The organism is Streptomyces sp. NPDC104313, from assembly GCF_055583985.1.
Genome location: NZ_JBVJMW010000003.1, coordinates 88,968 through 111,764 on the forward strand (window position 1 = coordinate 88,968; position 22,797 = coordinate 111,764).

The following is a 22,797-nucleotide window of genomic DNA, read 5'->3' on the forward strand; positions in this document are numbered from 1 at the left end:
CTACAACTCCTTGCGAATACGCCCTATGAGAGCGATGGAATCGCGGGGAGCGAGTCCACTTCTGGCAATGCGACCGAAGGTGACGTTGTGGCGGGCGGCATCCGTCTCACTCTCCAGCCACAGCGTAGACGACGTCGTGTCCATGTAGACCACGTCCATCGCACCGGGTTCCGCGAACGAGACAATGCTGAAAGCGCTGGTCATGCCCGGGTGCGAGCCCGCGAGGAACGGGACAACCTGCACCGTGACATTTGGCTCGGCGGCGGCGTCGGCCAAGTGAGCCAATTGAGCCCGCATCACTTCGCGACCACCGACCAGCTGGCGCAGAGCCGCCTCGGCGACAATCGCCCACAACACCAGCGGAGTGCTGTCCGAGAGACGTGCCTGCCGTGCGATCTTCGCTTCGACGAAACGCTCGATCTCGTCCGGGTCGTCCCAGTCCGCGTTCCCGACTGCGAGCGCCCTGGCGTAGTCCGGCGTCTGGAGCAGCCCTGGAACGAAGGCCCCCTGCCAGGTCCGCACGCCTCTCGCGATGTCCTCAAGCGCAACGTACTCGACCAGCGAACGCAGCTCCGGGTACTGATTCCACCAGCCCTTCGCCTTGCGGCGCTCCCGGTCCACCCGGGCGACTTCCAACAGCCGCCCGACGGACTTCGCATCCTCCAGACCGTAGAACTCGCAGAGCGTGCGGATGTCCGGGTCCCTCATGGGCACCCAGCCCCGTTCCATCTTCACGATCTTCGAGTTGGTCGCGCTGATGACCTGGGCGGCCTGCTGCTGTGTCTTCCCGGACGCGTCCCGCAGGCGCAGCAGCTCGCTACCGAGCCTGCGCCCAAGGACAGTTGACGACCGGTTCCCTTGCGGTGTCGCTGGATTCACGGCTCCAGTGTCCCGCTTCCCGGGACGAGCCGTCGACTGCCGTCACTCGTTGGGGACAATTGTCTCCGTTTCACTTGCACCGACTCCTGAAGGGTCAATACCGTCGGTGTTCCGCCGCTCGCACAGCGGAACCAACTCGGCGGAAGTGCACCGCCCTGCCCTGCGCCGGGACCGAAGACTCACGGGCCCGGCCCACCGCAGCAGCGACATCGCCACCGCCCACCCCACCCCGGAGGCACGCGCCCATGACCGCAGCCCAGGCGATCCCATCCCCCACCCCCGGCCCCGTCCTCCGCGAGGACCGCGTCGACTACACGCCCACCGCGCACAGCGTCGTCCTCAGCCGGCACCGCGCCGCCCGGCTCGTCCTCCAGTGGGGGCATCCCTCCCTCGCCGGGGACGCGGCGCTCCTGGTCAGCGAGTTGGCGACCAACGCCCTGCTGCACGGGGCGATCCGGGGCCGGCTCTTCCGGGTCCACCTCAGCCTCACCGCGAGCGCACTCCGTATCGCGGTCAGCGATCCGCGCGGGGAGCGGCTGCCCAGCGTCCGGAGGCCCGACGCCGACGACTGCTACGGGCGCGGGCTCCTGATCGTCGCGCAGCTCGCCGACGACTGGGGCGTCGAGCCGCGCACGGTGGGGAAGACCGTGTTCGCCGAACTCGCCGTGCGGTGAGGGCCGGACATGCCGGTGGGCCCGTACGCCGCAACGTACGGGCCCACCGGGAAAAGCACCTACGCCCAGGTGATCAGGCGCTTCGGCTGCTCCAGGATCGCCGCCACATCGGCCAGCACCTTGGAGCCCAGCTCGCCGTCGACCAGGCGGTGGTCGAACGACAGGGCCAGCGTGGTGACCTGACGCGGCTTCACCTTGCCCTTGTGGACCCACGGCTGGAGCTTGATCGCGCCGACCGCGAGGATCGCGGACTCGCCCGGGTTGAGGATCGGCGTACCGGTGTCGATGCCGAAGACGCCGACGTTGGTGATGGTCACCGTGCCGCCCGCCATCGCCGCCGGGGAGGTCTTGCCGTCCCGGGCCGTGGTGACCAGCTCGCCCAGGGCCGCCGCGAGCTGCGGCAGCGTCTTGTCGTGCGCGTCCTTGATGTTCGGCACGATGAGACCGCGCGGGGTGGCCGCCGCGATGCCCAGGTTCACGTAGTGCTTCCGCACGATCTCCTGGTTGGCCTCGTCCCAGGCGGCGTTGACCTCGGGGTTGCGCCTGATCGCGACGAGGAGGGCCTTGGCGATGATCAGGAGCGGGTTGACCCGCACCCCCGCCATCTCCTTTTCCTCCTTCAGCTCGGCCACGAGCCTCATCGTGCGCGTCACGTCGACCGTGACGAACTCGGTGACGTGCGGAGCGGTGAACGCGCTGCCCACCATCGCCTGCGCGATGGCCTTGCGAACACCCTTGACCGGGATCCGGGTCTCGCGGGCGGAGTCGGAGACCACGGCGGCTGCCGGGGCCTCGGGGGCCGCCGGAGACAGGGCCCCGGCAGCCACAGGAACCGCGGCCGGAGCCGCCGCGTGGACGTCCTCGCGGGTGATGATGCCGTCCTTGCCGGTCGGCATCACCGTCGCCAGGTCGATGCCCAGGTCCTTGGCGAGCTTGCGGACCGGCGGCTTGGCCAACGGACGGCCTCCGTCCGGCGCACCGGCCTGATCCGGCACCACGGGAGCAGGAGCGGGAGCAGCCGGCGCCGCGTGCCCGTTCAGCTCGGCCTGCACCGCCGCCGCGACGGCGGCGGCCTCCGGAGCGGCCGAGGACCCCTTGCGCGGGCGGCGCTTGGTGGAGGACTCGGCGACCCCGTAACCCACCAGGACCGGCGTGCGGCCCTTCGGCGCGTCACCGTCAGTCGAACCGGCGGCCGCCGCGGCCTCCTGGACCGGCTCGGCGGCCGGTGCCGGAGCAGGCACGTCGCCGCTGCCCGGGGCCACGTCGATCGCGATGATCACCTGGCCGACGTCGACGGTCGTGCCCTCGGGGAAGCGCAGCTCGTGCACCACCCCGTCGAACGGGATCGGCAGCTCGACGGCCGCCTTCGCGGTCTCGACCTCGCACACGACCTGGCCGTCGGTGACGGTGTCGCCGGGCTGGACGAACCACTTGAGAATCTCGGCCTCGGTCAGTCCTTCACCCACGTCGGGCATCTTGAACTCACGGAAACGAGCAGACGTTTCGGTCATCGTCGTCACGAACCCTCTCCTCAGAACGCCAGCGAGCGGTCGACGGCGTCGAGCACCCGGTCCAGACCGGGCAGATACTCGTCCTCCAGCCGGGCCGGCGGGTAGGGGACGTGGTAGCCGCCGACCCGCAGCACGGGCGCTTCGAGGTGGTAGAAGCAGCGCTCGGTGATCCTGGCGGCGATCTCCGCGCCGGAGCCGTAGAAGACGGGCGCCTCGTGGACGACCACGACCCGGCCGGTCTTCTCGGCCGAGGTCTGGATGGCGTCGAAGTCGATCGGGGACATCGAGCGCAGGTCCAGGACCTCGATCGACTTGCCCTCCTCCTGGGCGGCCTCGGCCGCTTCCACGCAGACCTTCACCATGGGCCCGTACGCGACGAGCGTCAGGTCGCTGCCCTCACGGACGGTCACGGCCTTGTGCAGTGGGCCGGGGACGGACCCGGTGTCGACCTCGCCCTTGTCCCAGTAACGCCGCTTGGGCTCGAAGAAGATGATCGGGTCGTCGCTCCGGACGGCCTGCTGCATCATCCAGTACGCGTCGCTCGCGTTGGACGGCGAGACCACCTTCAACCCCGCGACGTGCGCGAAGAGCGCCTCGGGGGACTCACTGTGGTGCTCGACCGCGCCGATGCCGCCGCCGTACGGGATGCGCACGACGACCGGCAGTTTGATCTTGCCGAGCGCACGGGCGTGCATCTTGGCGAGCTGCGTGACGATCTGGTCGTACGCGGGGAAGACGAAGCCGTCGAACTGGATCTCGACGATCGGTCGGTAGCCGCGCAGGGCCAGGCCGATCGCCGTGCCGACGATGCCGGACTCGGCGAGCGGGGTGTCGATCACCCGGTCCTCGCCGAAGTCCTTCTGGAGTCCGTCGGTGATGCGGAAGACGCCGCCGAGTTTGCCGACGTCCTCACCCATGATGAGGACCTTGGGGTCGTTGTCGAGGGCGAGGCGGAGCGACTCGTTGAGCGCTTTCGCGATGGACATCTTTTCCACGGCCATGGCTACTTGCCCTCCTCGGCAGAGTCGGCGAACGATGCCTGGTAGGCGGCGAACTGGGCGCGCTCCTCGTCCACGAGGGAGTTGCCGTCGGCGTAGCCGTGATCGAACAGGGCCATCGGGTCCGGGTCGGGCATCGCGCGCACCGTCTCCCGCACCCGCTTGCCGAGGGTCTCGCTCTCCTCGTCCAGGGCGGTGAAGTAGGCGTCGTCCGCGAAATTCTCCTTCTCCAGGTACGCACGCAGCCGCAGGATCGGGTCCTTGGCCTCCCAAGCGGCCCGCTCCTCGTCGGCCCGGTACTTCGTCGGGTCGTCGGAGGTGGTGTGGGCGCCCATCCGGTAGGTGAAGGCCTCGACGAGGGTCGGGCCCTCGCCCCGGCGCGCGCGCTCCAGCGCGGAGCGGGTGACGGCGAGGCAGGCGAGGACGTCGTTGCCGTCGACCCGGACGCCGGGGAAGCCGTAGCCCTGGGCACGCTGGTAGAGCGGCACCCGGGTCTGGCGCTCGGTGGGCTCGGAGATGGCCCACTGGTTGTTCTGGCAGAAGAAGACGACCGGGGCGTTGTAGACCGCGGAGAAGGTGAACGACTCGGCGACATCGCCCTGGCTGGAGGCACCGTCACCGAAATACGCGATCACGGCGGAGTCCGCGCCGTCCTTGGCGACGCCCATGGCGTAGCCGGTGGCGTGCAGCGTCTGCGAGCCGATGACGATCGTGTACAGGTGGAAGTTGTTGCTGTTCGGGTCCCAGCCGCCGTGGTTCACCCCGCGGAACATCCCCAGCAGATTGGTCGGGTCGACGCCGCGGCACCAGGCGACCCCGTGCTCCCGGTAGGTCGGGAAGACGTAGTCGTCGTCGCGCAGGGCCCGGCCACTGCCGATCTGGGCGGCCTCCTGGCCGAGCAGCGAGGCCCACAGGCCCAGCTCGCCCTGGCGCTGGAGGGCGGTCGCCTCGGCGTCGAAGCGGCGGGTGAGAACCATGTCCCGGTACAGACCGCGCAGCTCGTCGGCGCTCAGGTCGATGCTGTAGTCCGGGTGCTCGACGCGCTCGCCCTCGGGCGTCAGCAGCTGTACGAGCTGGGGCTCGGAACTCTGCGGCTTCTTCGCGGCGCTGGTCCGCTTACTGGCGCGTCGCGGTTTACGCGCGGCGGCACTGCTCTCCACGGTCACGTGCGTGCTCCTCCGTCGGTCCGGCCCCCGGGGTCTGCCGGGAACCAGTGCGGCTCGCCTGAATCCGGCGACCGCGCACGGGGTGGGTGCCGGCCGGCCGGGATCAGGCGTGACAGGTGCCCCGGCGAGCGCCCTGTCATAGGCACGTTACCCAGTGCTTCGCATAACTGCGAAACCCTATCTGACCTGCGATTTTGCTTGGATTTCCAAGTAAATCGAAAAAATCGCGAAGCTCTGCTGGTCAGGGCACTGGAAACAGCTTTGCAGGCCGCCGGAACAACGGCACGCTATCCCGCGAATCAGCGCCAGGGAAGAGCGGAAGGCAGGCGAGTATGTGAGACTGCGATCGTGCGCGAAGATGGAAAAATCACGGTATTTCTGCTCGATGATCACGAGGTCGTCCGGCGTGGCGTCCATGAGCTGCTCTCCGTCGAGGCGGACATCGAGGTGGTCGGCGAGGCCGGTACGGCCGCGGACGCCCTGGTGCGGATCCCGGCGACGCGCCCCGACGTGGCGGTGCTCGACGTACGGCTGCCGGACGGCAGCGGGGTGGAGGTCTGCCGGGAGGTCCGCTCCCAGGACGAGAACATCAAATGCCTGATGCTCACCTCGTACGCCGATGACGAGGCGCTTTTCGACGCGATCATGGCGGGCGCCTCGGGATATGTGCTCAAGGCGATCCGCGGCAATGAACTGCTGAACGCCGTACGGGACGTGGCGGCCGGAAAATCCCTGCTCGACCCGGTGGCCACCGCCCGGGTGCTGGAGCGGCTGCGCGACGGCGGCGGCAGGGGCGACGACAAGCTCGCGGGCCTCACCGAGCAGGAACGCAAGATCCTGAACCTGATCGGCGAGGGCCTGACCAACCGGGTCATCGGGGAGCGCCTGCACCTCGCCGAGAAGACCATCAAGAACTACGTCTCCAGCCTGCTGTCCAAGCTGGGCATGGAGCGCCGCTCGCAGGCCGCCGCGTACGTCGCACGGCTCCAGGCCGAGCGCCGCTGAGCCAACGCCACGCCGCAGGGGGACTTTGGTCCCGGGCCACCCGGGGCAGGCGACTCTTACGCGGCCCCTACGGCCGGGGGACAGTGGAATCCATGTCCTTCGACGAACTCCCCGCGACCGGGACGATCCGGCGGGCCGCGACCGGCACGGCCGGACTCCCCGCGACCGGCACGATCGAGCGGGCCGAGCCGGTCGGAAGAGCCGAGCCCATCGAACTGCTCCGCCGCGTCCCTTACGGCCGCCTCGCGACCAGCATGCGGGCCCTGCCGTTCCTGACGGTGGCCCGGCACATCGTGTGCGACGGCCGCATCCTGTTGCGGATGCACAGCGGCTTCGGCCACCACGAGGCGTGCGACGGGAGTGTCGTCGCGTACGGCGCGGACAACTACAACGACACGGCCTCCGGCGACGGCGGCGACCTGTGGTCGGTGCAGTTCACCGGTCCCGCCGAGATCGTGCACCCCTGCCCCGAGCAGGAGCGGCTGTTCGGCGCCGCGCCCGTCTCCGTCAACGGGGAGCCCTTCGCGCCGGCCTACCTCCGGGTCGATCCCCACTTCGTCACGGAACACACGCTGAACTTCTGAGGCGTCGAGGCGCCGGCAGGCCTGCGACAGCCCCCCGGCCAGGGCCTGCCGTCAAACTGCCGCCTGCCCCTAGCGCACCTGCGGGCGCGACCGCAAGTCCGCCGAACGGCCACACAGAGTGATCTAACATCTGGTAAGTGCCGCGCTCATATGTCACTCGTCCACCTGTTCCCCCGGTCGGCAAGGTGCTGCGCCATTACTCGAACGTGGGCGAGCCGCTCGCCTGCGAGCCGATCACCAAGGGCCTGCTGAACCACGGATACCGCCTCTCCACCACGAGCGGCTCCTACTTCCTCAAGCACCATCTCGACAAGAAGCACCTGGACGACCCCAGCGGCGAACGCGCCGCGATCGTGCGCCAGCACCGCGCCACCCAGCGCCTGCAGTCGCTCGGTGTTCCCGTCGTCCCGCCCCTGACGGACACCCGGGGCGACACCGTCACCGTGATCGGCGAACGGTGCTACGCCCTGCACCCCTGGGTCGACGGCCTCCACCGGGTCGGATCCCAGCTGACCCTCTCCCAGTCGCGTCGGCTCGGTGCGCTCCTGGGGACCGTCCACACCGGCCTGGAACAGGTGATGGCACCGCGCGACGGCTCGCATCCGGCGAGCCCGCCCGCCCGGCCGGGGCACCGCAGCCCGGACGCCGCCGACACCTTCGCGCTGATCGACGACCTGCTGGCCGCCGCGCGCGGGCAGGGCAGCCGGGACGCCCCCCGCGACGCCTTCGACGAACTCGCCGTGCACCGGCTCGTGGAGCGCCGCACCCTGCTCGAACAGCACGCCCACCGCCGCCCGCCCGCCCCGGACGGACCCGCCACCGGCTGGGTGCACGGGGACTTCCACCCGCTGAACCTGCTCTACCGGGGCGCCGACCCGGTCGCGATCGTGGACTGGGACCGGCTGGCCGTACAGCCGCGCGCCGAGGAGGCGGTCCGGGCGGCGGCGATCTTCTTCGTCCGCCCGGCCGGGCAACTGGACCTCGCGAAGGTACGGGCGTACGCCCGCGCGTACCGGCGGGCCGCCGGGGCCGGGGCCGCGGAGCTGGCGGCCGCCGTGCACCGGGTGTGGTGGGAGCGGCTCAACGACTTCTGGATACTCCGCTGGCGCTACCGCCTCGACGACCGCAGGGCCGACCCGCAGTTCCCCGCGGTGTCGGCCCTGGCGGTGTGGTGGACGCGGGAGTACGAGGCGGTGTGCGCGGCCTTCACCGAGTGAAGCGGTGGCAGGGGACCACGTGAGCCCGGCGCGCGCCACGAGGGCGCACGCCGGGCTCAAGGAGTGGTGCGGTGGAGCGTTATCCCGTCGTGGCACCGAGCGACGTATCGCCGGGCGTGGTGCCCGTACCCCCGTCGTCGCCGGCCCCGCCGTCGTCACCTGCTCCGCCCGGGGTGCCGGGGTCGGTGGTCGGGTTGGTGGGCTCACCGGTGGGCTCGCCGCTGCCGCCCTCGTTGGTGTTGCCGTCCGACGCCCCGGCATCCGTGTCGGTCGGGGTCGGGGACGGGGTGAACGAGGGCTTGCTCGGGGTCGGGTCCGGGGTCCACGGCGGCGGATCGGGCTGCGTGTGATCGCCGGTGGAGGTGTCCGGGTCGTCCGGCTCCTCGGTCTCCTCCTCCTCGGACGGCTCCTCGGAGGGCTTCTCCTCCGTCTGGCTGACCGAGGTGGACGGGGTGACCGGGTCCTTCTCCCCGCCGTTGTCCTTCGCGGCGTTGAGGGCGAAGGCGACCCCGGTGCCGATCGCGATCAGCGCGAGCAGCACGAAGAGCCACATCTTGCCGCGCCCGCCGGAGCGCCGCCGGCCGCCGCCGTCGTAGCCGCCGTCGTCCGGGTTGTACGGCGGCAGGATCGGCCCCTGCGAGGTGTCCCCGTGCGTCGGGTGGCCCATCGCGCGGGTGGAGCCGGACATCCCGTGCGGCGGGGTATGGCCTCCCTCGTGCAGCGCGACCGGGCCGGTGTTCCAGGTGCCCGTGTGGCCGCCCTGGACGTGGAGCATCTGCAGGCTGTACTGGACGAGCCCGCGCATCTCCTCGGCGCTCTGGAACCGGTCGTCCGGGTCCTTCGCCAGCGCGCGCATCGCCATCCCGTCCAGCTCCGGCGGCACCACGTCCGAGACCTCGGACGGCGGCACCGGAATGTCCTGGACGTGCTGGTAGACCACCGAGAGCGGGGTCTCGCCGGTGAACGGGGGCCGCAGCGCCAGCAGTTCGTAGAGCAGGCAGCCGGTGGCGTACAGGTCGGACCGGTGGTCGACGGCCTTGCCGAGCGCCTGCTCGGGGGAGAGGTACTGCGGAGTGCCCATGACCATGCCGGTCTGGGTCATCGTCGACTGCGCGCCGTGCAGCGCGCGGGCGATGCCGAAGTCCATCACCTTGACCGCGCCGGACTCCGTGATGATCACGTTGGCGGGCTTGATATCGCGGTGCACGATCCCGTGCTGGTGCGAGTAGGCGAGGGCTTCGAGCACCCCCGAGACGATGATCAGCGCCTGCTCGGGAGGCGGGGCCTCCGCGGTCAGGAGCAGATCGCGGATGGTGCGGCCCTCGACCAGCTCCATCACGATGTACGGAACGGTCTGGCCGCCCACGACGTCCTCGCCGGAGTCGTACACGGCGACGATCGCGTGGTGGTTGAGTCCCGCGACGGACTGTGCCTCGCGGGTGAAGCGCGCCTTGGAGACCGGGTCCTCGGCCAGGTCGGAACGGAGCAGTTTCACCGCGACCGTGCGTCCGAGCCGGACGTCCTCCGCCGCGTAGACCTCTGCCATGCCGCCCCGGCCGAGCCGGTAGGTCATCCGGTAACGTCCGTCACCGACCACGCCGCCGATACCCCAGGCGTCGGAGCCATCCGAAACTCCGCCGCCGTCTGCTTCGGAATCGGGTGCCATCAGTCCTCGCCGTCGTATCTGTCCGCGCGTCCGCGGGTTCTCACGGTGCCTTGCTGCATTGCCACGTCACGCTACAGCCTCCACCGGACACCACGGTTCCGCGGTGGCAGGACAGTCGGCCCGCCCGGCGCGTCCCGCACAGGGATTTGATGCGTTTCCTGTAACGCTTCCGAGACGCTTCCTGTGCTGAGGGTCACGGAACGGGCACCCGGCTTGACGTGTCGGACCCCTGGGGCAGACTTGGCGCGTAATCGCGTTGTACGGAACCGCTTCGCACGCAATCACGTCAGACAGCTACACCGCGTGCGACCGCGCGCCGCCGAGGGGGATGCAAGTCATGAGCCAGGACGGCGCACAGGGCCGCTACGCGGGCGGGGCGGTCGCGGGCGGCCGCTACCAGCTGCGCGACCTGCTCGGCGAGGGCGGGATGGCGTCCGTGTACCTGGCCTACGACTCCGCCCTGGACCGCCAGGTCGCGATCAAGACCCTGCACACCGAGCTGGGCCGCGAGCAGTCGTTCCGCGAGCGCTTCCGGCGGGAGGCGCAGGCCGTCGCCAAACTCCAGCACACCAACATCGTCTCCGTCTTCGACACCGGCGAGGACGAGCTCGGCGGTGCGCTGATGCCGTACATCGTCATGGAGTACGTCGAGGGGCAGCCGCTCGGCTCGGTGCTGGCCGCCGACATCCGCAGTCACGGCGCGATGCCGGCGGACAAGGCCCTCAAGGTGACGGCGGACGTGCTCGCCGCGCTGGAGACCAGCCACGAGATGGGCCTGGTCCACCGGGACATCAAGCCCGGCAACGTGATGATGACCAAGCGCGGCATCGTCAAGGTCATGGACTTCGGCATCGCCCGTGCCATGCAGTCCGGTGTCACCTCGATGACGCAGACCGGCATGGTCGTCGGCACCCCGCAGTACCTCTCCCCCGAGCAGGCCCTCGGCCGCGGTGTCGACGCCCGGTCCGACCTGTATTCGGTCGGCATCATGCTCTTCCAGCTGCTCACCGGCCGGATCCCGTTCGACGCGGACTCGCCGCTGGCCATCGCGTACGCGCATGTGCAGGAGGAGCCGGTCGCGCCGTCCAGCATCAACCGGTCGGTCACCCCGGCGATGGACGCCCTCGTCGCCCGCGCGCTCAAGAAGAACCCGAACGAGCGCTTCCCCAGCGCAGCCGCGATGCGCGACGAGATCGCCCGCGTGCTGAACGCCTCCGACGGCCGGACCGGCGCCCCGGTGATCGTGGCCGGCGGCGGGCCCGCCAACAGCGGCTCCGGTGTCGGCTCGGCGGTGTTCCCGCCGGTCGACCAGGGCATCCCGGCGCCCCACAGCGTCCAGACGCCGTACCAGCCGCATCCACAGCAGCAGCCCCACCAGCCGGGCCCGTACAGCCGGCCGACCCCGGCGCCCACGCCGAGCTACGGCTACCCGCAGGCGGCCCAGGGCTATCAGCCCCCGGGCCCACTGGCCCACCGGACCCCGCCGCCGTACGCGGTCGGCCCGCAGCACTCGACGGCCGTGGGCGCCACCGCCGGCGGCGGCTCCAAGCGGAACATGCCGGTCGTCGTCGGTTCGATCGTCGTCGCGCTGCTGGCCATCGGCGGCCTGATCACCGCGATCGCCCTCCAGGGCGGCAAGGACGACGAGGCGGGCAAGGGCGGCGAGGCGGGCACCGGCGAGTCGGTGGAGGGGTACCGCCCGCCGGAGCGCAACCGGACGATGAAGGCCACGGAATGCACGGACGCCTCCGAGGACTCCAACGACCCGGCGAAGGTCCAGGCACCGAACTTCGTCTACAAGGACATCCTGTCCGCGAAGGCCTGTGCGGCCGCCGCGGGCTGGACGATCAAGGAGATCGAGGAGAAGGGGAACACCTACGCCGAGGGCCAGGTCGTCGGCCAGTTCCCGTCCTCGGGCGCGGCCGTCTCCGAACGCGGCGCCCACTTCGAACTACAGGTCTCCACCGGCAAGCCCTCCTGATCCGTCGGCCCGGGACACCACCCGGCCGGGCGGTGTCCGAAGTTGATCGTTACGGGTCCACGGATCTCCGTCCCGGACCGGACCGACCTCCGTCCCGGACCGCTATCAGGGCCCGTATTTCCGGATACCGCGTCCGGGATGCCGGATGACAGGGCCCGTGTGACGCTGATCTCATGGCTCCAGGACTTCCGGCCTCATGGTCATCGAGGTGTGCGGTCTCTCTGATGGCGGCGGCCGGAGCGGCGCTGGGGCCACTGGGCGGCTTTGCCCACGGTTCACCGGCGCCCGAAGGCCCGTCCCGCGCCACCACGTCCCCCGGGTCGTCGAGCCCCGCCGCCACCGCGCCCAGGACCCCCTCCCGTACGGCCCCCGTACCGTCGGGCTCCGCGTCCCCCTCGGCGCTCCCCTCCGCCCTGCCGCCGCGCTCCGGCGTCCCGGTCTCCGGAGCGCCGGGAACCGGCCCGGTCCCGTCCTCCACGGCAGCGACCGGGCCCGGGGCGCGGGCCCCCGCCGGGCCCGGGGCCGACTCTCCGGATTCCGCCGCCGCCTCCCCTTCCGCTTCCCCCGGCGTGTCCGGGTCGACCGCCCCCCTGGCCGGGCGCGAGGCCGGGGCCGGCAAGGCGCGTCCCGGGCGTTCGCTGTCGCCGCTGGAGCTGGCGCGGGCCGAGGATCCCGTCGCGGAGGACGAGCCCGATGGGGGCCTCGCCGACCCCGTCGACCTGCCCGTTTCCACCCCGCCACCCAGCGCCTTCACTGATCCGGGGCACCGGTCCGGGCAGGCTCTGGACGCCGCGTCCGTACGCCGGGTGCAGCAGATGTCGCTCGGTACGGGCATCGCGCTGGTCGGGCTGGGGCTCGGCTTCCTCGCGTTCCGGATGCGCCGGGCGAACTGAGCGTCACGAGCAGCGGGTACGCCCGGCGGAACGGATCGCCGCGGCCCACGGGCACCTCCGGCGGGAACCGGGCTTCGCGACCACGGCCGACTCCGGCGGAACCGGGCTTCGCGGCCACGGCTGACTCCGGCGAGACTTGCCAGGACGAACATACTCGGTATACATACTCAGTATGTCCATTCGCCACGGCCTGCTGGCCCTGCTGGAGCGGGGCCCCCGTTACGGGTCCCGGCTCCGCACCGAATTCGAGTCGCGCACCGGCTCCACCTGGCCCCTGAACGTCGGACAGGTCTACACGACGCTCAGCCGCCTGGAGCGTGACGGCATGATCGTCCAGGAGGGCTCGGACGATGCCGGGCACGACCTCTACGCGATCACCGACGACGGCCGCGCCGAGCTGCGCAGCTGGTTCGAGACACCGGTGGACCGCACCAGCCCGCCCCGCGACGAGCTGGCCATCAAGCTCGCCATGGCCGTGGGGGCGCCGGGTGTCGACATCCGGGGCGTCATCCAGTCGCAGCGCCACCACACGCTCAAGGCCATGCAGGACTACACCCGGCTCAAGGCCCAGGCCCTGGCCGACGTCCCGGCCAACCGCGATGAGGTCGCCTGGCTGCTCGTCGTGGAACAACTGATCTTCCAGGCGGAGGCCGAGGCCCGCTGGCTCGACCACTGCGAGTCCCGGCTCGTCCGCCTCGCCGAGGCCGCGGCCACCGAGCCCGCCGCCGACCCCGGCCCCGCGGCCGCCCGCGGTCCGGTCCGGGCACCGGCCGGGCGCACACGGTCCAGGCGCTGACGCCGACACCCGCGGCACAGACGCCGACACCCGCGGCACAGACGGGCGACCGTCCCGGCACCACCCGCCCACAGCCCGGGCGGCGGTGCCGCCCCTACCCGATCCACGTTGTTCCCAGGGGGGAACCACCCACCATGCCTTCGTCCGCCACACCCCCGCCCCCGCCGTCCTCCGGGACGCCCGGCGGCAGCCCCGTACTCGAACTTCGGGCGCTGACCCGTACCCACGGCTCCGGCATCGCCGAGGTGCACGCCCTGCGCGGGATCCAGCTCGCCGTGTACCCGGGCGAACTGGTCGCCGTGATGGGCCCCTCCGGCTCCGGCAAGTCCACCCTGCTGACCCTGGCCGGCGGGCTCGACACCGCCACCAGCGGCCAGGTCGTCATCGAGGGCCAGGACCTCGCCGCCCTCGGCCCCAAGGGGATGGCCGCACTGCGCCGCCGCAGCGTCGGCTACGTCTTCCAGGACTACAACCTCATCCCCGCCCTGACCGCCGCCGAGAACATCGCGCTGCCCCGCGAACTCGACGGCGTCTCCGTGCGCAAGGCCCGCGAGGAGGCCCTCACGGCCCTGGCCGAACTGAAGCTGGAGGAGATCGCCGACCGCTTCCCCGACGAGATGTCCGGCGGCCAGCAGCAGCGCGTCGCCATCGCCCGCGCTCTCATCGGCGACCGGCGCCTCGTGCTCGCCGACGAGCCGACCGGAGCACTCGACTCCGAGACCGGCGAGGCCGTCCTCGCCCTGCTGCGCACCCGCTGCGACCAGGGCGCGGCCGGCGTCATGGTGACCCATGAGCCCAGGTACGCGGCCTGGGCCGACCGCGTCGTGTTCCTCCGGGACGGCTCGATCGTCGACCAGACGCTGACCACCGGGGCCGACTCCCTGCTCTCCGCCGGAACCGCCGAGGCCGCCACGTGAGCCCGCTCCCCGGCCTGCGCGCCGCCTTCCGCATAGCCCGGCGCGACGCCGCACGGGCCAAGGGCCGCAGCGCCCTGGTCGTCGCGATGATCGCCCTGCCGGTCCTCGGTGTGACCGCCGCCGACCTCACCTACCGCAGCGCCCTGGCGACCCCGGCCGAAAAGCTGACGGCGGGCCTGGGCACGGCCGACGCCCGGTTCAGGGATCAGGGGCTGGGGCCGATCCCGCTGGAGCAGATGCCTGACGCGAATCTCTGGGGGACGCACGAGGATGCCCCGGATCCGCTCCCGGAAGCCGAGCGCGGCCCCGTCGACGTACCGGCGACCTTCCCCAAGGGTTCGCGCTACCTCACCGAGCGATCCGTGCCGGCGTCCGTGACGACCCGTCATGGGATCGCCGACGCCCGGATCACCGAACTGCGCATCTCGGATCCCCTGTTGCGCGGCCGGATCGAACTGACCGACGGGGCTTTCCCGAAGGCGGCGAACGAGATCGCGGCGACCGAGGCGTTCGTGGAGGCCTCCGGGCTGTCCATCGGCGACCGTGTCACCGTGCGCGGCCCTCAGCAGCGGTACACCCTTGTCGGCGCGGTGGAACTGCCCGCCGAGCTGAAGCAGAAGTCCTTGTTCGCCATGCCGGGCGCGGTCATCGCCCCGTGGAAGAAGTCCTCGGAGCACGACAAGGAGACTCTGCCGCCGCAGGCCGACCGGCTGGAGTGGCTGGTTCAGGGCCCGCCCGGGGCAGGTGTGACCTGGCCGGACGTGCTCGCCGCCAACGAGAAGGGCGTGCTGGTCACCTCCCGGCAGGTCGTCCTGGACCCGCCGCCGGACTCCGAGGTCCCCATGGCGGACCGGATGGGCAGCCCGTACGACCCGAAGGCGGCGCTGACCGCGGCGGCCCTCACCGTGGCCGCCATGGCCAGCCTGGAGGTCGTACTGCTGGCCGGTCCCGCGTTCGCCGTGGGCGCCCGTCGTTCGCGTCGGCAGCTGGGCCTGGTCGGCTCGTGCGGCGGCAGCCGGGGCCAGATCCGGGCCGTGGTGCTCGCCGGCGGCGCGGTGCTCGGCGCGGTCGGCGCGGTGGCCGGCGTCGGCGCCGGGTTCGGCCTGACCGCCCTGTTCCGCCCGATGATCGAGGACTACACGGGCAGCCGCTTCGGCGAACTGACCGTACGGCCCTGGGAAATCCTCGGCATCGCCGTGCTCGGTCTGCTCACCGGTGTCCTCGCCGCGCTCGCCCCGGCGATCGTCGCGGGCCGCCAGCCGGTCCTGGAGTCGCTCACCGGCCGGCGCGGCACCCGCCGCAGCTCCCGTGTACTGCCCGTCATCGGTGTCGGCGCGCTCGCCATCGGTGTCGCCGTCGCGGTGTACGGCGGAATCGACGGCAACGTCAATCTCGTCGCCGGCGGATCCGTCCTCGCCGAGCTGGGCGTCCTCGGCTGCATCCCGGTGATCGTCGGCTTCCTCGGCCGGCTCGGCCGGAGGCTGCCGCTGACGCCCCGCATCGCCCTGCGCGACGCGGCGCGCAACCGGGGCCGCACCGCACCCGCCGTCGCCGCCGTGATGGCGGCCGTCGCGGGCAGCGTCGCCATCGCCACGTACACCAGCAGCAGCACCGCGGAGTCGGAGTACCGGCACCAGCCGAACCTCACCTCGGGCACCGCCGCGCTGATGACCGCCGGTGCGACCGGGAAGACCGAGCTGCCCCGTGCACGGGCCGCCGTCGAACAGAACCTCCCGGTCAGCGGCGGGCGCGCCGAAGTCGGACGCGTATGGGCGGGCAGCGACTGCTTCGTGTACTACGAGGAGGAGAACGGCTGCGGCACCCTCGAACTCGTCAAGCCCACCGGCAAGGGGCACTCCTGCCCCCTGAAGGGCAAAGGCGCGAAGGAACTCGCGCTCAGGATCTCGGCCGAAGCGCACAAGCGGCTGATGAACTCCCCCGCCTGCATCGACGTGAGCTCCACCATGACGTCGTTCCACACCGACAGCAGCAAGATCGTCGTCGGGGACGCGGCCCTGCTCACCTCGTACGTGAAACTCGACGACCCGGCGGCGGCAAAGGCCCTGGCCGCGGGCACCCCCGTCCTGCTCAACTCCGCCTACGCGAAGAACGGCGAGGTCACCCTCAAGGCCGTCCACACCTACAACGACCGCGACAAGAAGAACCGGGCCCTGCACCCCGGCAAGGCTCGCTCCACCACCGAGCAGCTGAAGGTGTACGTCGCACCGGAGCGATACGCGTCGACCCCGAGCATCCGAATGATCATGCCGCAGCGGACCGCGGACCGGCTCGGCCTGCACTCCGAGGAGATAGGCAGCATCTACACGCTGGAGAGCGAGCCGACGGACGCGGAGCGGCAGGCGGTCGACGCGGCGATCATGCTCACCGGTGACAGCACGTACGTGATGACCGCGAACTCCATGCGGCAAGAGGACGACGAGGTGATCCTGCTGATCCTCGCCCTCTTCGCCGGAGTGGTGACCCTGGGCGCGGCGGCCATCACGACCGGTCTGTCCAAGGCCGACGCGGAGGCCGACCTCACCACGCTCAGCGCGGTGGGCGCGCCCCCGGGCGTACGGCGTTCGCTGTCCGGCTTCCAGTGCCTGGTCGTCGCCCTGACCGGGGTGCTCCTGGGAACGGTGGCGGGGCTCGTGCCCGCGGTCGCACTGCGGCTGACCGACCTTCGCGCGGCGCTGGCGAACATGCGGGAGGACCCGATGCAGTCGGCCTACACACCGATCGTGATGCCGTGGGAGACCGTCGGGCTGCTGGCCCTGGTCGTCCCGGTGCTGGCCGGGCTGCTGGCCGCCGGCCTCACCGGCGCGCGGCTGCCCCTGGCCCGCCGCGCGGGGTGAGCGGCGCTTCCGGTGCTCCCGGAAGGCCTCCGGTGCCCCCGAGGACGGTGGATCTTCCGTTTTCGGGGGCACCAACGTGGGGTACGGCACGTGTGCGAGACAATGGCGGCATGGAAATGCCGAGGAATGACCGGTCGCAGGAGCACCCGCAGGTCCTTGTCGTGGGCCAGGACGGAATGGCTATCGGCGGCGGTGCCGGTGACGACGAGTCGCGCGAGGTCCCGGTGACGGAAATGGTGGAACAGCCCGCGAAGGTCATGCGCATCGGCAGCATGATCAAGCAGCTCCTGGAGGAGGTCAGGGCGGCCCCTCTCGACGAGGCGAGCCGGGTCAGGCTCAAGGAGATCCATGCCAGCTCCGTGAAGGAGCTGGAGGACGGCCTGGCGCCCGAGCTGGTCGAGGAGCTGGAGCGGCTCTCCCTGCCGTTCACCGAGGAGTCGGTGCCCTCCGAGGCCGAGCTGCGGATCGCCCAGGCACAGCTCGTGGGCTGGCTGGAGGGCCTGTTCCACGGCATCCAGACGGCGCTGTTCGCGCAGCAGATGGCGGCCCGCGCCCAGCTGGAGCAGATGCGCCGCGCCCTGCCGCCCGGCTCGGGGCACGAGGACGAGGAAGGCGGCGCGGACCCGCACGGCCCGATCCGTTCGGGCCCGTATCTGTAACCCGTATCCGCCTCCTGGAGTTCGAGGACCGACCGCGAGGGGCCCGGCACACATCACGGTGCGTGCCGGGCCCCTCGCCGTATATGTAGCTGTCTTGCCATATGTGTTGCGGTCACTCCGCCTTGCCGTACGCGTGCCGTCCTGACGTCCGTGTTGCCGTGTTGCCGTACGTGTTGCCGTGTTGCCGTTTACGGGTCAGGCGCCGGCCGACGGCGCGACCAGCAGCACCTTGCCGATATGCGCGCTGGACTCCAGCACCCGGTGCGCCTCGGCGGCGTCCCCCATCGGCAGCGCCCGGTCCACCACCGGCCGGACCACCCCACCGTCGATCAGCGGCCACACGTGCTCGCGTACGGCGGCGACGATGGCGGCCTTCTCGTGGAGCGGACGGCCCCGCAGGGAGGTCGCGGTGACGGCTCCCCGCTTGGTCAGCAGGGCGCCGAGATTCAGCTCGCCCTTGGCGCCGCCCTGGAGCCCGATGATCGCGAGGCGGCCGTTGACAGCGAGCGCCTGGACGTTCCGGTCCAGGTACTTGGCGCCGATGAGGTCCAGGATGACGTCGGCCCCCGCCCCGGCGGTGTTCTCCCGCATCTCCTCGACGAAGTCCTGCTCGCGGTAGTTGATGAGGATGTCCGCCCCCAGTTCGGCGCACCGGGCAAGCTTCTCCGGGCTGCCCGCCGTGACCGCGACCCGGGCGCCGACCGCCTTCGCCAGCTGGATCGCCATCGTGCCGATGCCGCTGGAGCCGCCGTGCACCAGGAAGGTCTCGCCGGGGCGGAGATGGGACACCATGAAGACGTTGGACCACACGGTCGCGGTGACCTCGGGGAGCGCCGCGGCCTCCACCAGGTCGACGCCCTCCGGTACGGGGAGCAACTGCCCGGTCGGCACGGCGACCTTCTCCGCGTAGCCGCCGCCCGCCAGCAGCGCGCACACCGCGTCGCCGACCGCCCAGCCGGTCACCCCGGGGCCGAGCGCGAGGATGCGGCCCGCGCACTCCAGACCGGGGTAGGGGGACGCGCCGGGCGGCGGGTTGTAGAAGCCCTGCCGCTGGAGCACGTCCGCACGGTTCACAGCGCTGGCGACGACCTCGACGAGGACCTCGCCGTCGCCGGGTACGGGATCGGGCACCTCGGCCCACACGAGCGCCTCGGGGCCGCCGGGTTCGGGAATCGTGATCGCATGCATGGCCGCGAGGCTACTCCGGCACGGCGTGCGATCAGGGGCGCGGCGGCATCGAGTTGTTCGGCACGGAGGTGGAGCTGGGACTCTTCCGCACGATAGTGATCACCCGGTCCGTCAGCTGCAACGGGCTGGCCGCCGGGTCGTCGTAGCCGAGCAGCCGGTGTCCGCGCAGGACGCTGACGACGAGGTCGTCCGTCTCCCGTACGTTCTTGCCCACCTCGGCCTTTATGACCGGCCGTTCCACCAGGTCGAGGCCGCTGCCCTGCTGGATCAGGTCCTCCATGACGGTGCCCGCGCTGGGGCTGAGGACGGAGAGGCCGAGCAGCCGCCCGGCGGCACTGGCGCTGGTGATGACGGCGTCGGCGCCGGACTGCCGCAACAGGGGAGCGTTCTCCTCCTCGCGCACGGCCGCCACGATCTTCGCCCCGCGGTTCAGCTGCCGTGCGGTCAGGGCCACCAGGACAGCGGTGTCGTCGCGCTGGGTGGCGATGATGATCTGACGCGCCTTCTGGAGCTCGGCGCGCAGCAGGACATCGCTGCGGGTGGCGTCGCCGAGCACACCGGCGAAGCCTTCGGCGTTGGCGGCCTCGATCACCTTGGAGGCCGGATCGACGATGACGATCTGGTCCTTCCGCAGGCCGGTGGTGCAGAGGGTCTGGATCGCCGAGCGGCCCTTCGTGCCGAAGCCGACGACAACGGTGTGGTCACGCAAGTTGGATCTCCAACGCTTCAGTCGGAAGTCCTCCCGGGTCCGTTCGGTGAGGACTTCGAGAGTGGTGCCGACCAGGATGATCAGGAAGAGGACGCGCAGCGGTGTCACGAGCACCACGTTGATCAGCCTGGCCCCGTCGCTGTACGGAGTGATATCCCCGTACCCGGTGGTGGAGAGGGTGACCGTCGCGTAGTAGACCGCGTCGAGCAGATCGACCTTGCCGTCGGCGTTGTCGTTGTAGCCGCCGCGGTCGAGCCAGACGATCAGCACGGTCGCGGCCAGCACGAGCAGGGCCATCATCAGGCGTTTGCCGACCTGGCGGGCCGGGCCGTCGACGACCCGGCGGGGGAGCATCACCCGGGTCGGCACGACCAGTTCGTCGGCTCGCCTGGCCATCGCATCGTGGCCGGGAAGTTTCACGTGAAACACCCTTCCGTCCACGGCGTCGCCGGGGCCCATGGGAGATCCAGAATCTCCACCTCGGTGCCGGACCGTACCCCGCCCGGCTCCACCACGGCCAGCCCGTCCGCCGCGGCGATCCCCCGCAGCATCGCCGGCCCGTTGTAGCGAAGCGGCGCGACATGGTCCCGGCCGCCCGCCCGGCCAGCGCGGTGGACCACGGGGACGAGGCGGGTGTCGTGCGGATGCCCGTACACCTCGGCATGGACGAGAGCCCGGTACGCGTCCTGTGCGGGCCGGCCCGCAAGGCCCGCGAGCAGCGGCTCCGCGAGCGTCAGCAGACCCGACACGGCCGCGAGCGGATTGCCGGGCAGCCCGACCAGAAAGGGCCCGTCCGGCGGTCCCTGCTGCCCCTGCGACTGTCCCTGTTGCTGTCCCTGCTGCTGTGCCTGCTGCTGTGCTGAGGTCGGCAGCCGCGCCAGCAGCATGGGGTGGCCGGGGCGGACCGCGGCTCCGTCCACCAGCAGTTCGGCACCGAGAGCGTCGAGGACCGGGTGCACATGGTCGACCGGGCCGGAGGCGGTGCCGCCGGTGGTGACGATCAGGTCGGCGTCGGAGGCGGTGAGGGCGTCGCGCAGCGCTGCTGCGTCGTCCCCGAGGCGGCGGGGCCCGGAGACCTCGGCGCCCAAGGCCCGCAGCCAGGGGCCGAGCATGGGGCCGAGGGCGTCCCGGATCAGCCCGTCGTGCGGCAGGCCGGAGGCGAGCAGTTCGTCGCCGAGGACGAGGATGTCGACGCGCGGACGGGGCACGGCGGGCAGCGCGTCGTACCCGGCGGCCGCGGCGAGACCGAGCACGGCCGGGGTCACGACCGTCCCGGCCGGGACGAGCTGTTCACCCGAGCGGCACTCCTGGCCCCGGAGCCTGATGTCCTGCCCGGCGGCCACGGGCCGACGGGCGTGCAGCAGCCCCTTGGCCTCGTCGGCATACGCGTGCTCGGTGCGGATGACCGCCGTGGTGTCGGGTGGGACGCGGGCGCCGGTGGCGATACGCACGGCGGTGCCGTCGGGCAGTGCGGTGGCGGGGCCGCGTCCGGCGAGGAGCCCCGCCCCGGCCCCGAACGCCCAGGGCCCCGGGCCGGCGACCGCCCAGCCGTCCATGGCCGAGGTGTCGAAGGACGGCAGATCGGTGAGCGCGCCGAGCGCCTCGGCCAGCACATGCCCCAGCGCGCGGTCGAGCGGCAACCGGATCGTCGCGAGCGGAGTGGCCCGCCCGGTCCTCGCCGCGACCGCCCGCGCCCGGTCCCAGGAGAGGGGCGGGGGCGGCGGCGGGGCGGCGGACCGGACACGGCTTCCGGACCGAGCCGCCGAGGCAGGGGTTTCCGTCGGCTCCTCCGCAGGGTCCCCCGGGCCGTTGCCCCGGCCCTCGCTCAGGCCATCGCCGGGGGCGTCCCACGTAAGGCTCGGACGCCGGCTCGACCCACCGACCAGGGCGAGCGCCTGCTCGAAGGCCCGCTCCGCCTCATCGTGAGCGAGGTCGCTCCCGCGTCCGGCCGGGGCGGGGTCGGGCGCGGGGATATCGCGTCCGACCGGGTCAGCCACGGGGCGGGTGACGTCGGTGGGGCTGGTGAGGTCACGCACGGGGCCGGTAGGTCCGCTCCGGTCAGGGCCGGTCATGGTTTCCCGGTCCCCTCGCGGCCCGCGTCGGGCTTCGCCCCGCCCGCCTCATCGCCCCTCGCACTCGGCTCTGCTTCTGCTTCGGCCTTGGCTTCGGCTTGGGTTTCGGCCTTGGCTTCGGCTTCGGTTTCGGCTTCCCAGCGCAGAGCCAGAGCGGTGGCCCTGCGCGTGGCCTCCGCGACTGCTGCCGCGGCCCCGTCGGGCCCCGCGCCGACGCTCGCCCCGGCCGCCGCGTACCCGACCAGGAAGGTCGTGAGCGGTGCGGCGGGGCGGGCGACTCCGTGCGCGGCGTCACGGGCGAGGTCGAGCAGGACACTGGTGTCGACGTCGAGTTCGATACCCAGTTCGTTCTTGACCGAGGTGATCCATTCCTCCAGCACGGCCCCATGCTCCCTGATCCGGGCTCTGGCGGCGGCGATGTCGTCCCAAGTGTCGCAGTCGAACGCGGCGTCGGGGCCCGCGTCGACCCGGTCGAGATCCAGCTCCGCCGTCAGGAGCCGGAGCGGTAGCCCGGCGAGGCTCCCGTACTCGGTGGCGAGCAGCGCCAGCTCCCGGCGGAGCGGCTCGGCACGGTAGGCGGCCACCAGCGGCTGGTCACGCCCGTCGGGGTCGGTGCACAGGGCCCCTTCCCGGCCGAGCCCTCCGGCGGCGGCGAGCAGCGCGCCGACCGTCCCCGCGCCGAGGAACGGAAGGTCGGCGGAGAGGACGAGAACGCGCTCCGACGTCGTCAGCCGCAGTCCCGCCCCCAGCGCCGCCAACGGGCCTCCGCCCTCGGGCACTTCCCGGGTCCAGACGACCGGTCTGGCAGTGGCACGGCGGCCGCCCACCACGACGGTGAGTGCCGCGCCGTCGCACGCCGCGAGCACCCGGTCGAGCAGCGCCCGGCCGCCCACCCGGACTCCTGGCTTGTCGGCGCCGCCGAGCCGCTTCGCGGCCCCGCCGGCAAGGACGATCACGTCATAGGCGGTCATACGTCGAGTATGGGCGGCGGCCCGGAGAGACGCGCCCGCCGGGGTGGCCGGGAAAC

At 71.8% G+C, this 22,797-nt stretch carries 19 protein-coding genes; 10 read left to right on the forward strand and 9 right to left on the reverse strand.

The features are described from left to right. The gene (locus ACZ60Q_RS07450) at nucleotides 1–879 is read right to left on the reverse strand and encodes a helix-turn-helix domain-containing protein (RefSeq protein WP_469629781.1); all 879 of its coding nucleotides are present in this window, start codon (nucleotides 877–879) and stop codon (nucleotides 1–3) included. 245 nt (nucleotides 880–1,124) lie between these two features. Between ACZ60Q_RS07450 and ACZ60Q_RS07455 the strand changes: the two genes are divergently transcribed. Next, the gene (locus tag ACZ60Q_RS07455; RefSeq protein ID WP_469629784.1) at nucleotides 1,125–1,553 is read left to right on the forward strand and encodes an ATP-binding protein; all 429 of its coding nucleotides are present in this window, start codon (nucleotides 1,125–1,127) and stop codon (nucleotides 1,551–1,553) included. A gap of 59 nt (nucleotides 1,554–1,612) precedes the next feature. On the opposite strand, the gene ACZ60Q_RS07460 is transcribed toward ACZ60Q_RS07455, so the two are convergent. Genes ACZ60Q_RS07460 through pdhA form a run of 3 tightly spaced genes read right to left on the reverse strand, consistent with a single transcriptional unit; the run spans nucleotide 1,613 to nucleotide 5,228 of the window. Continuing rightward, nucleotides 1,613–3,073: a dihydrolipoamide acetyltransferase family protein gene (locus tag ACZ60Q_RS07460; RefSeq protein ID WP_469629787.1), complete on the reverse strand. Its 1,461-nt coding sequence runs from the start codon at nucleotides 3,071–3,073 to the stop codon at nucleotides 1,613–1,615. 11 nt (nucleotides 3,074–3,084) lie between these two features. Then, complete coding sequence (locus ACZ60Q_RS07465; protein ID WP_469629790.1) at nucleotides 3,085–4,065, reverse strand: alpha-ketoacid dehydrogenase subunit beta; 981 nt, start codon at nucleotides 4,063–4,065, stop codon at nucleotides 3,085–3,087. Nucleotides 4,066–4,067: 2 nt separating this feature from the next. Beyond that, nucleotides 4,068–5,228 (reverse strand): pyruvate dehydrogenase (acetyl-transferring) E1 component subunit alpha, encoded by a 1,161-nt coding sequence (pdhA, locus tag ACZ60Q_RS07470; protein WP_469629793.1) that lies wholly within the window; start codon nucleotides 5,226–5,228, stop codon nucleotides 4,068–4,070. A gap of 348 nt (nucleotides 5,229–5,576) precedes the next feature. Here pdhA and ACZ60Q_RS07475 point away from each other — a divergent pair, with 348 nt between their 5' ends. The 3 genes from ACZ60Q_RS07475 (at nucleotide 5,577) to ACZ60Q_RS07485 (ending at nucleotide 8,034) form a co-directional block, all read left to right on the forward strand. After that, the gene (locus tag ACZ60Q_RS07475) at nucleotides 5,577–6,233 is read left to right on the forward strand and encodes a response regulator (RefSeq protein WP_469629795.1); all 657 of its coding nucleotides are present in this window, start codon (nucleotides 5,577–5,579) and stop codon (nucleotides 6,231–6,233) included. A gap of 92 nt (nucleotides 6,234–6,325) precedes the next feature. Beyond that, nucleotides 6,326–6,817: a pyridoxamine 5'-phosphate oxidase family protein gene (locus ACZ60Q_RS07480; protein ID WP_469629798.1), complete on the forward strand. Its 492-nt coding sequence runs from the start codon at nucleotides 6,326–6,328 to the stop codon at nucleotides 6,815–6,817. 185 nt (nucleotides 6,818–7,002) lie between these two features. After that, the gene (locus ACZ60Q_RS07485; RefSeq protein WP_469631228.1) at nucleotides 7,003–8,034 is read left to right on the forward strand and encodes a phosphotransferase; all 1,032 of its coding nucleotides are present in this window, start codon (nucleotides 7,003–7,005) and stop codon (nucleotides 8,032–8,034) included. A 79-nt stretch (nucleotides 8,035–8,113) separates the two neighbouring features. Here the strand turns inward: ACZ60Q_RS07485 and ACZ60Q_RS07490 are convergent, their stop codons facing one another. Continuing rightward, nucleotides 8,114–9,700, reverse strand: coding sequence for a protein kinase domain-containing protein (locus ACZ60Q_RS07490; protein WP_469629800.1), 1,587 nt, complete (start codon nucleotides 9,698–9,700; stop codon nucleotides 8,114–8,116). Between the two features lie 337 nt (nucleotides 9,701–10,037). Here ACZ60Q_RS07490 and ACZ60Q_RS07495 point away from each other — a divergent pair, with 337 nt between their 5' ends. The 6 genes from ACZ60Q_RS07495 (at nucleotide 10,038) to ACZ60Q_RS07520 (ending at nucleotide 17,801) form a co-directional block, all read left to right on the forward strand. After that, nucleotides 10,038–11,681 (forward strand): protein kinase domain-containing protein, encoded by a 1,644-nt coding sequence (locus ACZ60Q_RS07495; protein WP_469629803.1) that lies wholly within the window; start codon nucleotides 10,038–10,040, stop codon nucleotides 11,679–11,681. A gap of 224 nt (nucleotides 11,682–11,905) precedes the next feature. After that, the gene (locus ACZ60Q_RS07500) at nucleotides 11,906–12,574 is read left to right on the forward strand and encodes a hypothetical protein (RefSeq protein WP_469629805.1); all 669 of its coding nucleotides are present in this window, start codon (nucleotides 11,906–11,908) and stop codon (nucleotides 12,572–12,574) included. Nucleotides 12,575–12,746: 172 nt separating this feature from the next. Further along, a complete protein-coding gene (locus tag ACZ60Q_RS07505; RefSeq protein WP_469629808.1) occupies nucleotides 12,747–13,370 on the forward strand; it encodes a PadR family transcriptional regulator in 624 nt (207 codons plus the stop codon). Nucleotides 13,371–13,504: 134 nt separating this feature from the next. Then, on the forward strand, nucleotides 13,505–14,287 hold the full coding sequence (locus ACZ60Q_RS07510) for an ABC transporter ATP-binding protein (RefSeq protein ID WP_469629810.1): 783 nt from the start codon (nucleotides 13,505–13,507) through the stop codon (nucleotides 14,285–14,287). Beyond that, nucleotides 14,284–17,142 (forward strand): FtsX-like permease family protein, encoded by a 2,859-nt coding sequence (locus ACZ60Q_RS07515; protein WP_469629813.1) that lies wholly within the window; start codon nucleotides 14,284–14,286, stop codon nucleotides 17,140–17,142. The genes ACZ60Q_RS07510 and ACZ60Q_RS07515 overlap by 4 nt, the downstream gene beginning before the upstream one ends. A gap of 110 nt (nucleotides 17,143–17,252) precedes the next feature. Beyond that, entirely contained in the window at nucleotides 17,253–17,801 is a 549-nt protein-coding gene (locus ACZ60Q_RS07520; protein ID WP_469629815.1) for a bacterial proteasome activator family protein, read from the forward strand. A 195-nt stretch (nucleotides 17,802–17,996) separates the two neighbouring features. Here the strand turns inward: ACZ60Q_RS07520 and ACZ60Q_RS07525 are convergent, their stop codons facing one another. The 4 genes from ACZ60Q_RS07525 to ACZ60Q_RS07540 are packed head-to-tail and all read right to left on the reverse strand — an operon-like array spanning nucleotide 17,997 to nucleotide 22,741. Further along, nucleotides 17,997–18,989, reverse strand: a complete 993-nt coding sequence (locus ACZ60Q_RS07525) for an NAD(P)H-quinone oxidoreductase (protein ID WP_469629818.1) — start codon at nucleotides 18,987–18,989, stop codon at nucleotides 17,997–17,999. Between the two features lie 31 nt (nucleotides 18,990–19,020). Beyond that, nucleotides 19,021–20,157, reverse strand: a complete 1,137-nt coding sequence (locus ACZ60Q_RS07530) for a potassium channel family protein (protein WP_469629821.1) — start codon at nucleotides 20,155–20,157, stop codon at nucleotides 19,021–19,023. Next, nucleotides 20,115–21,770: a molybdopterin molybdotransferase MoeA gene (locus ACZ60Q_RS07535; protein WP_469629823.1), complete on the reverse strand. Its 1,656-nt coding sequence runs from the start codon at nucleotides 21,768–21,770 to the stop codon at nucleotides 20,115–20,117. The genes ACZ60Q_RS07530 and ACZ60Q_RS07535 overlap by 43 nt, the downstream gene beginning before the upstream one ends. After that, on the reverse strand, nucleotides 21,767–22,741 hold the full coding sequence (locus ACZ60Q_RS07540; protein WP_469629825.1) for a DUF6457 domain-containing protein: 975 nt from the start codon (nucleotides 22,739–22,741) through the stop codon (nucleotides 21,767–21,769). The genes ACZ60Q_RS07535 and ACZ60Q_RS07540 overlap by 4 nt, the downstream gene beginning before the upstream one ends. Between the last annotated feature and the right edge of the window lie 56 nt (nucleotides 22,742–22,797).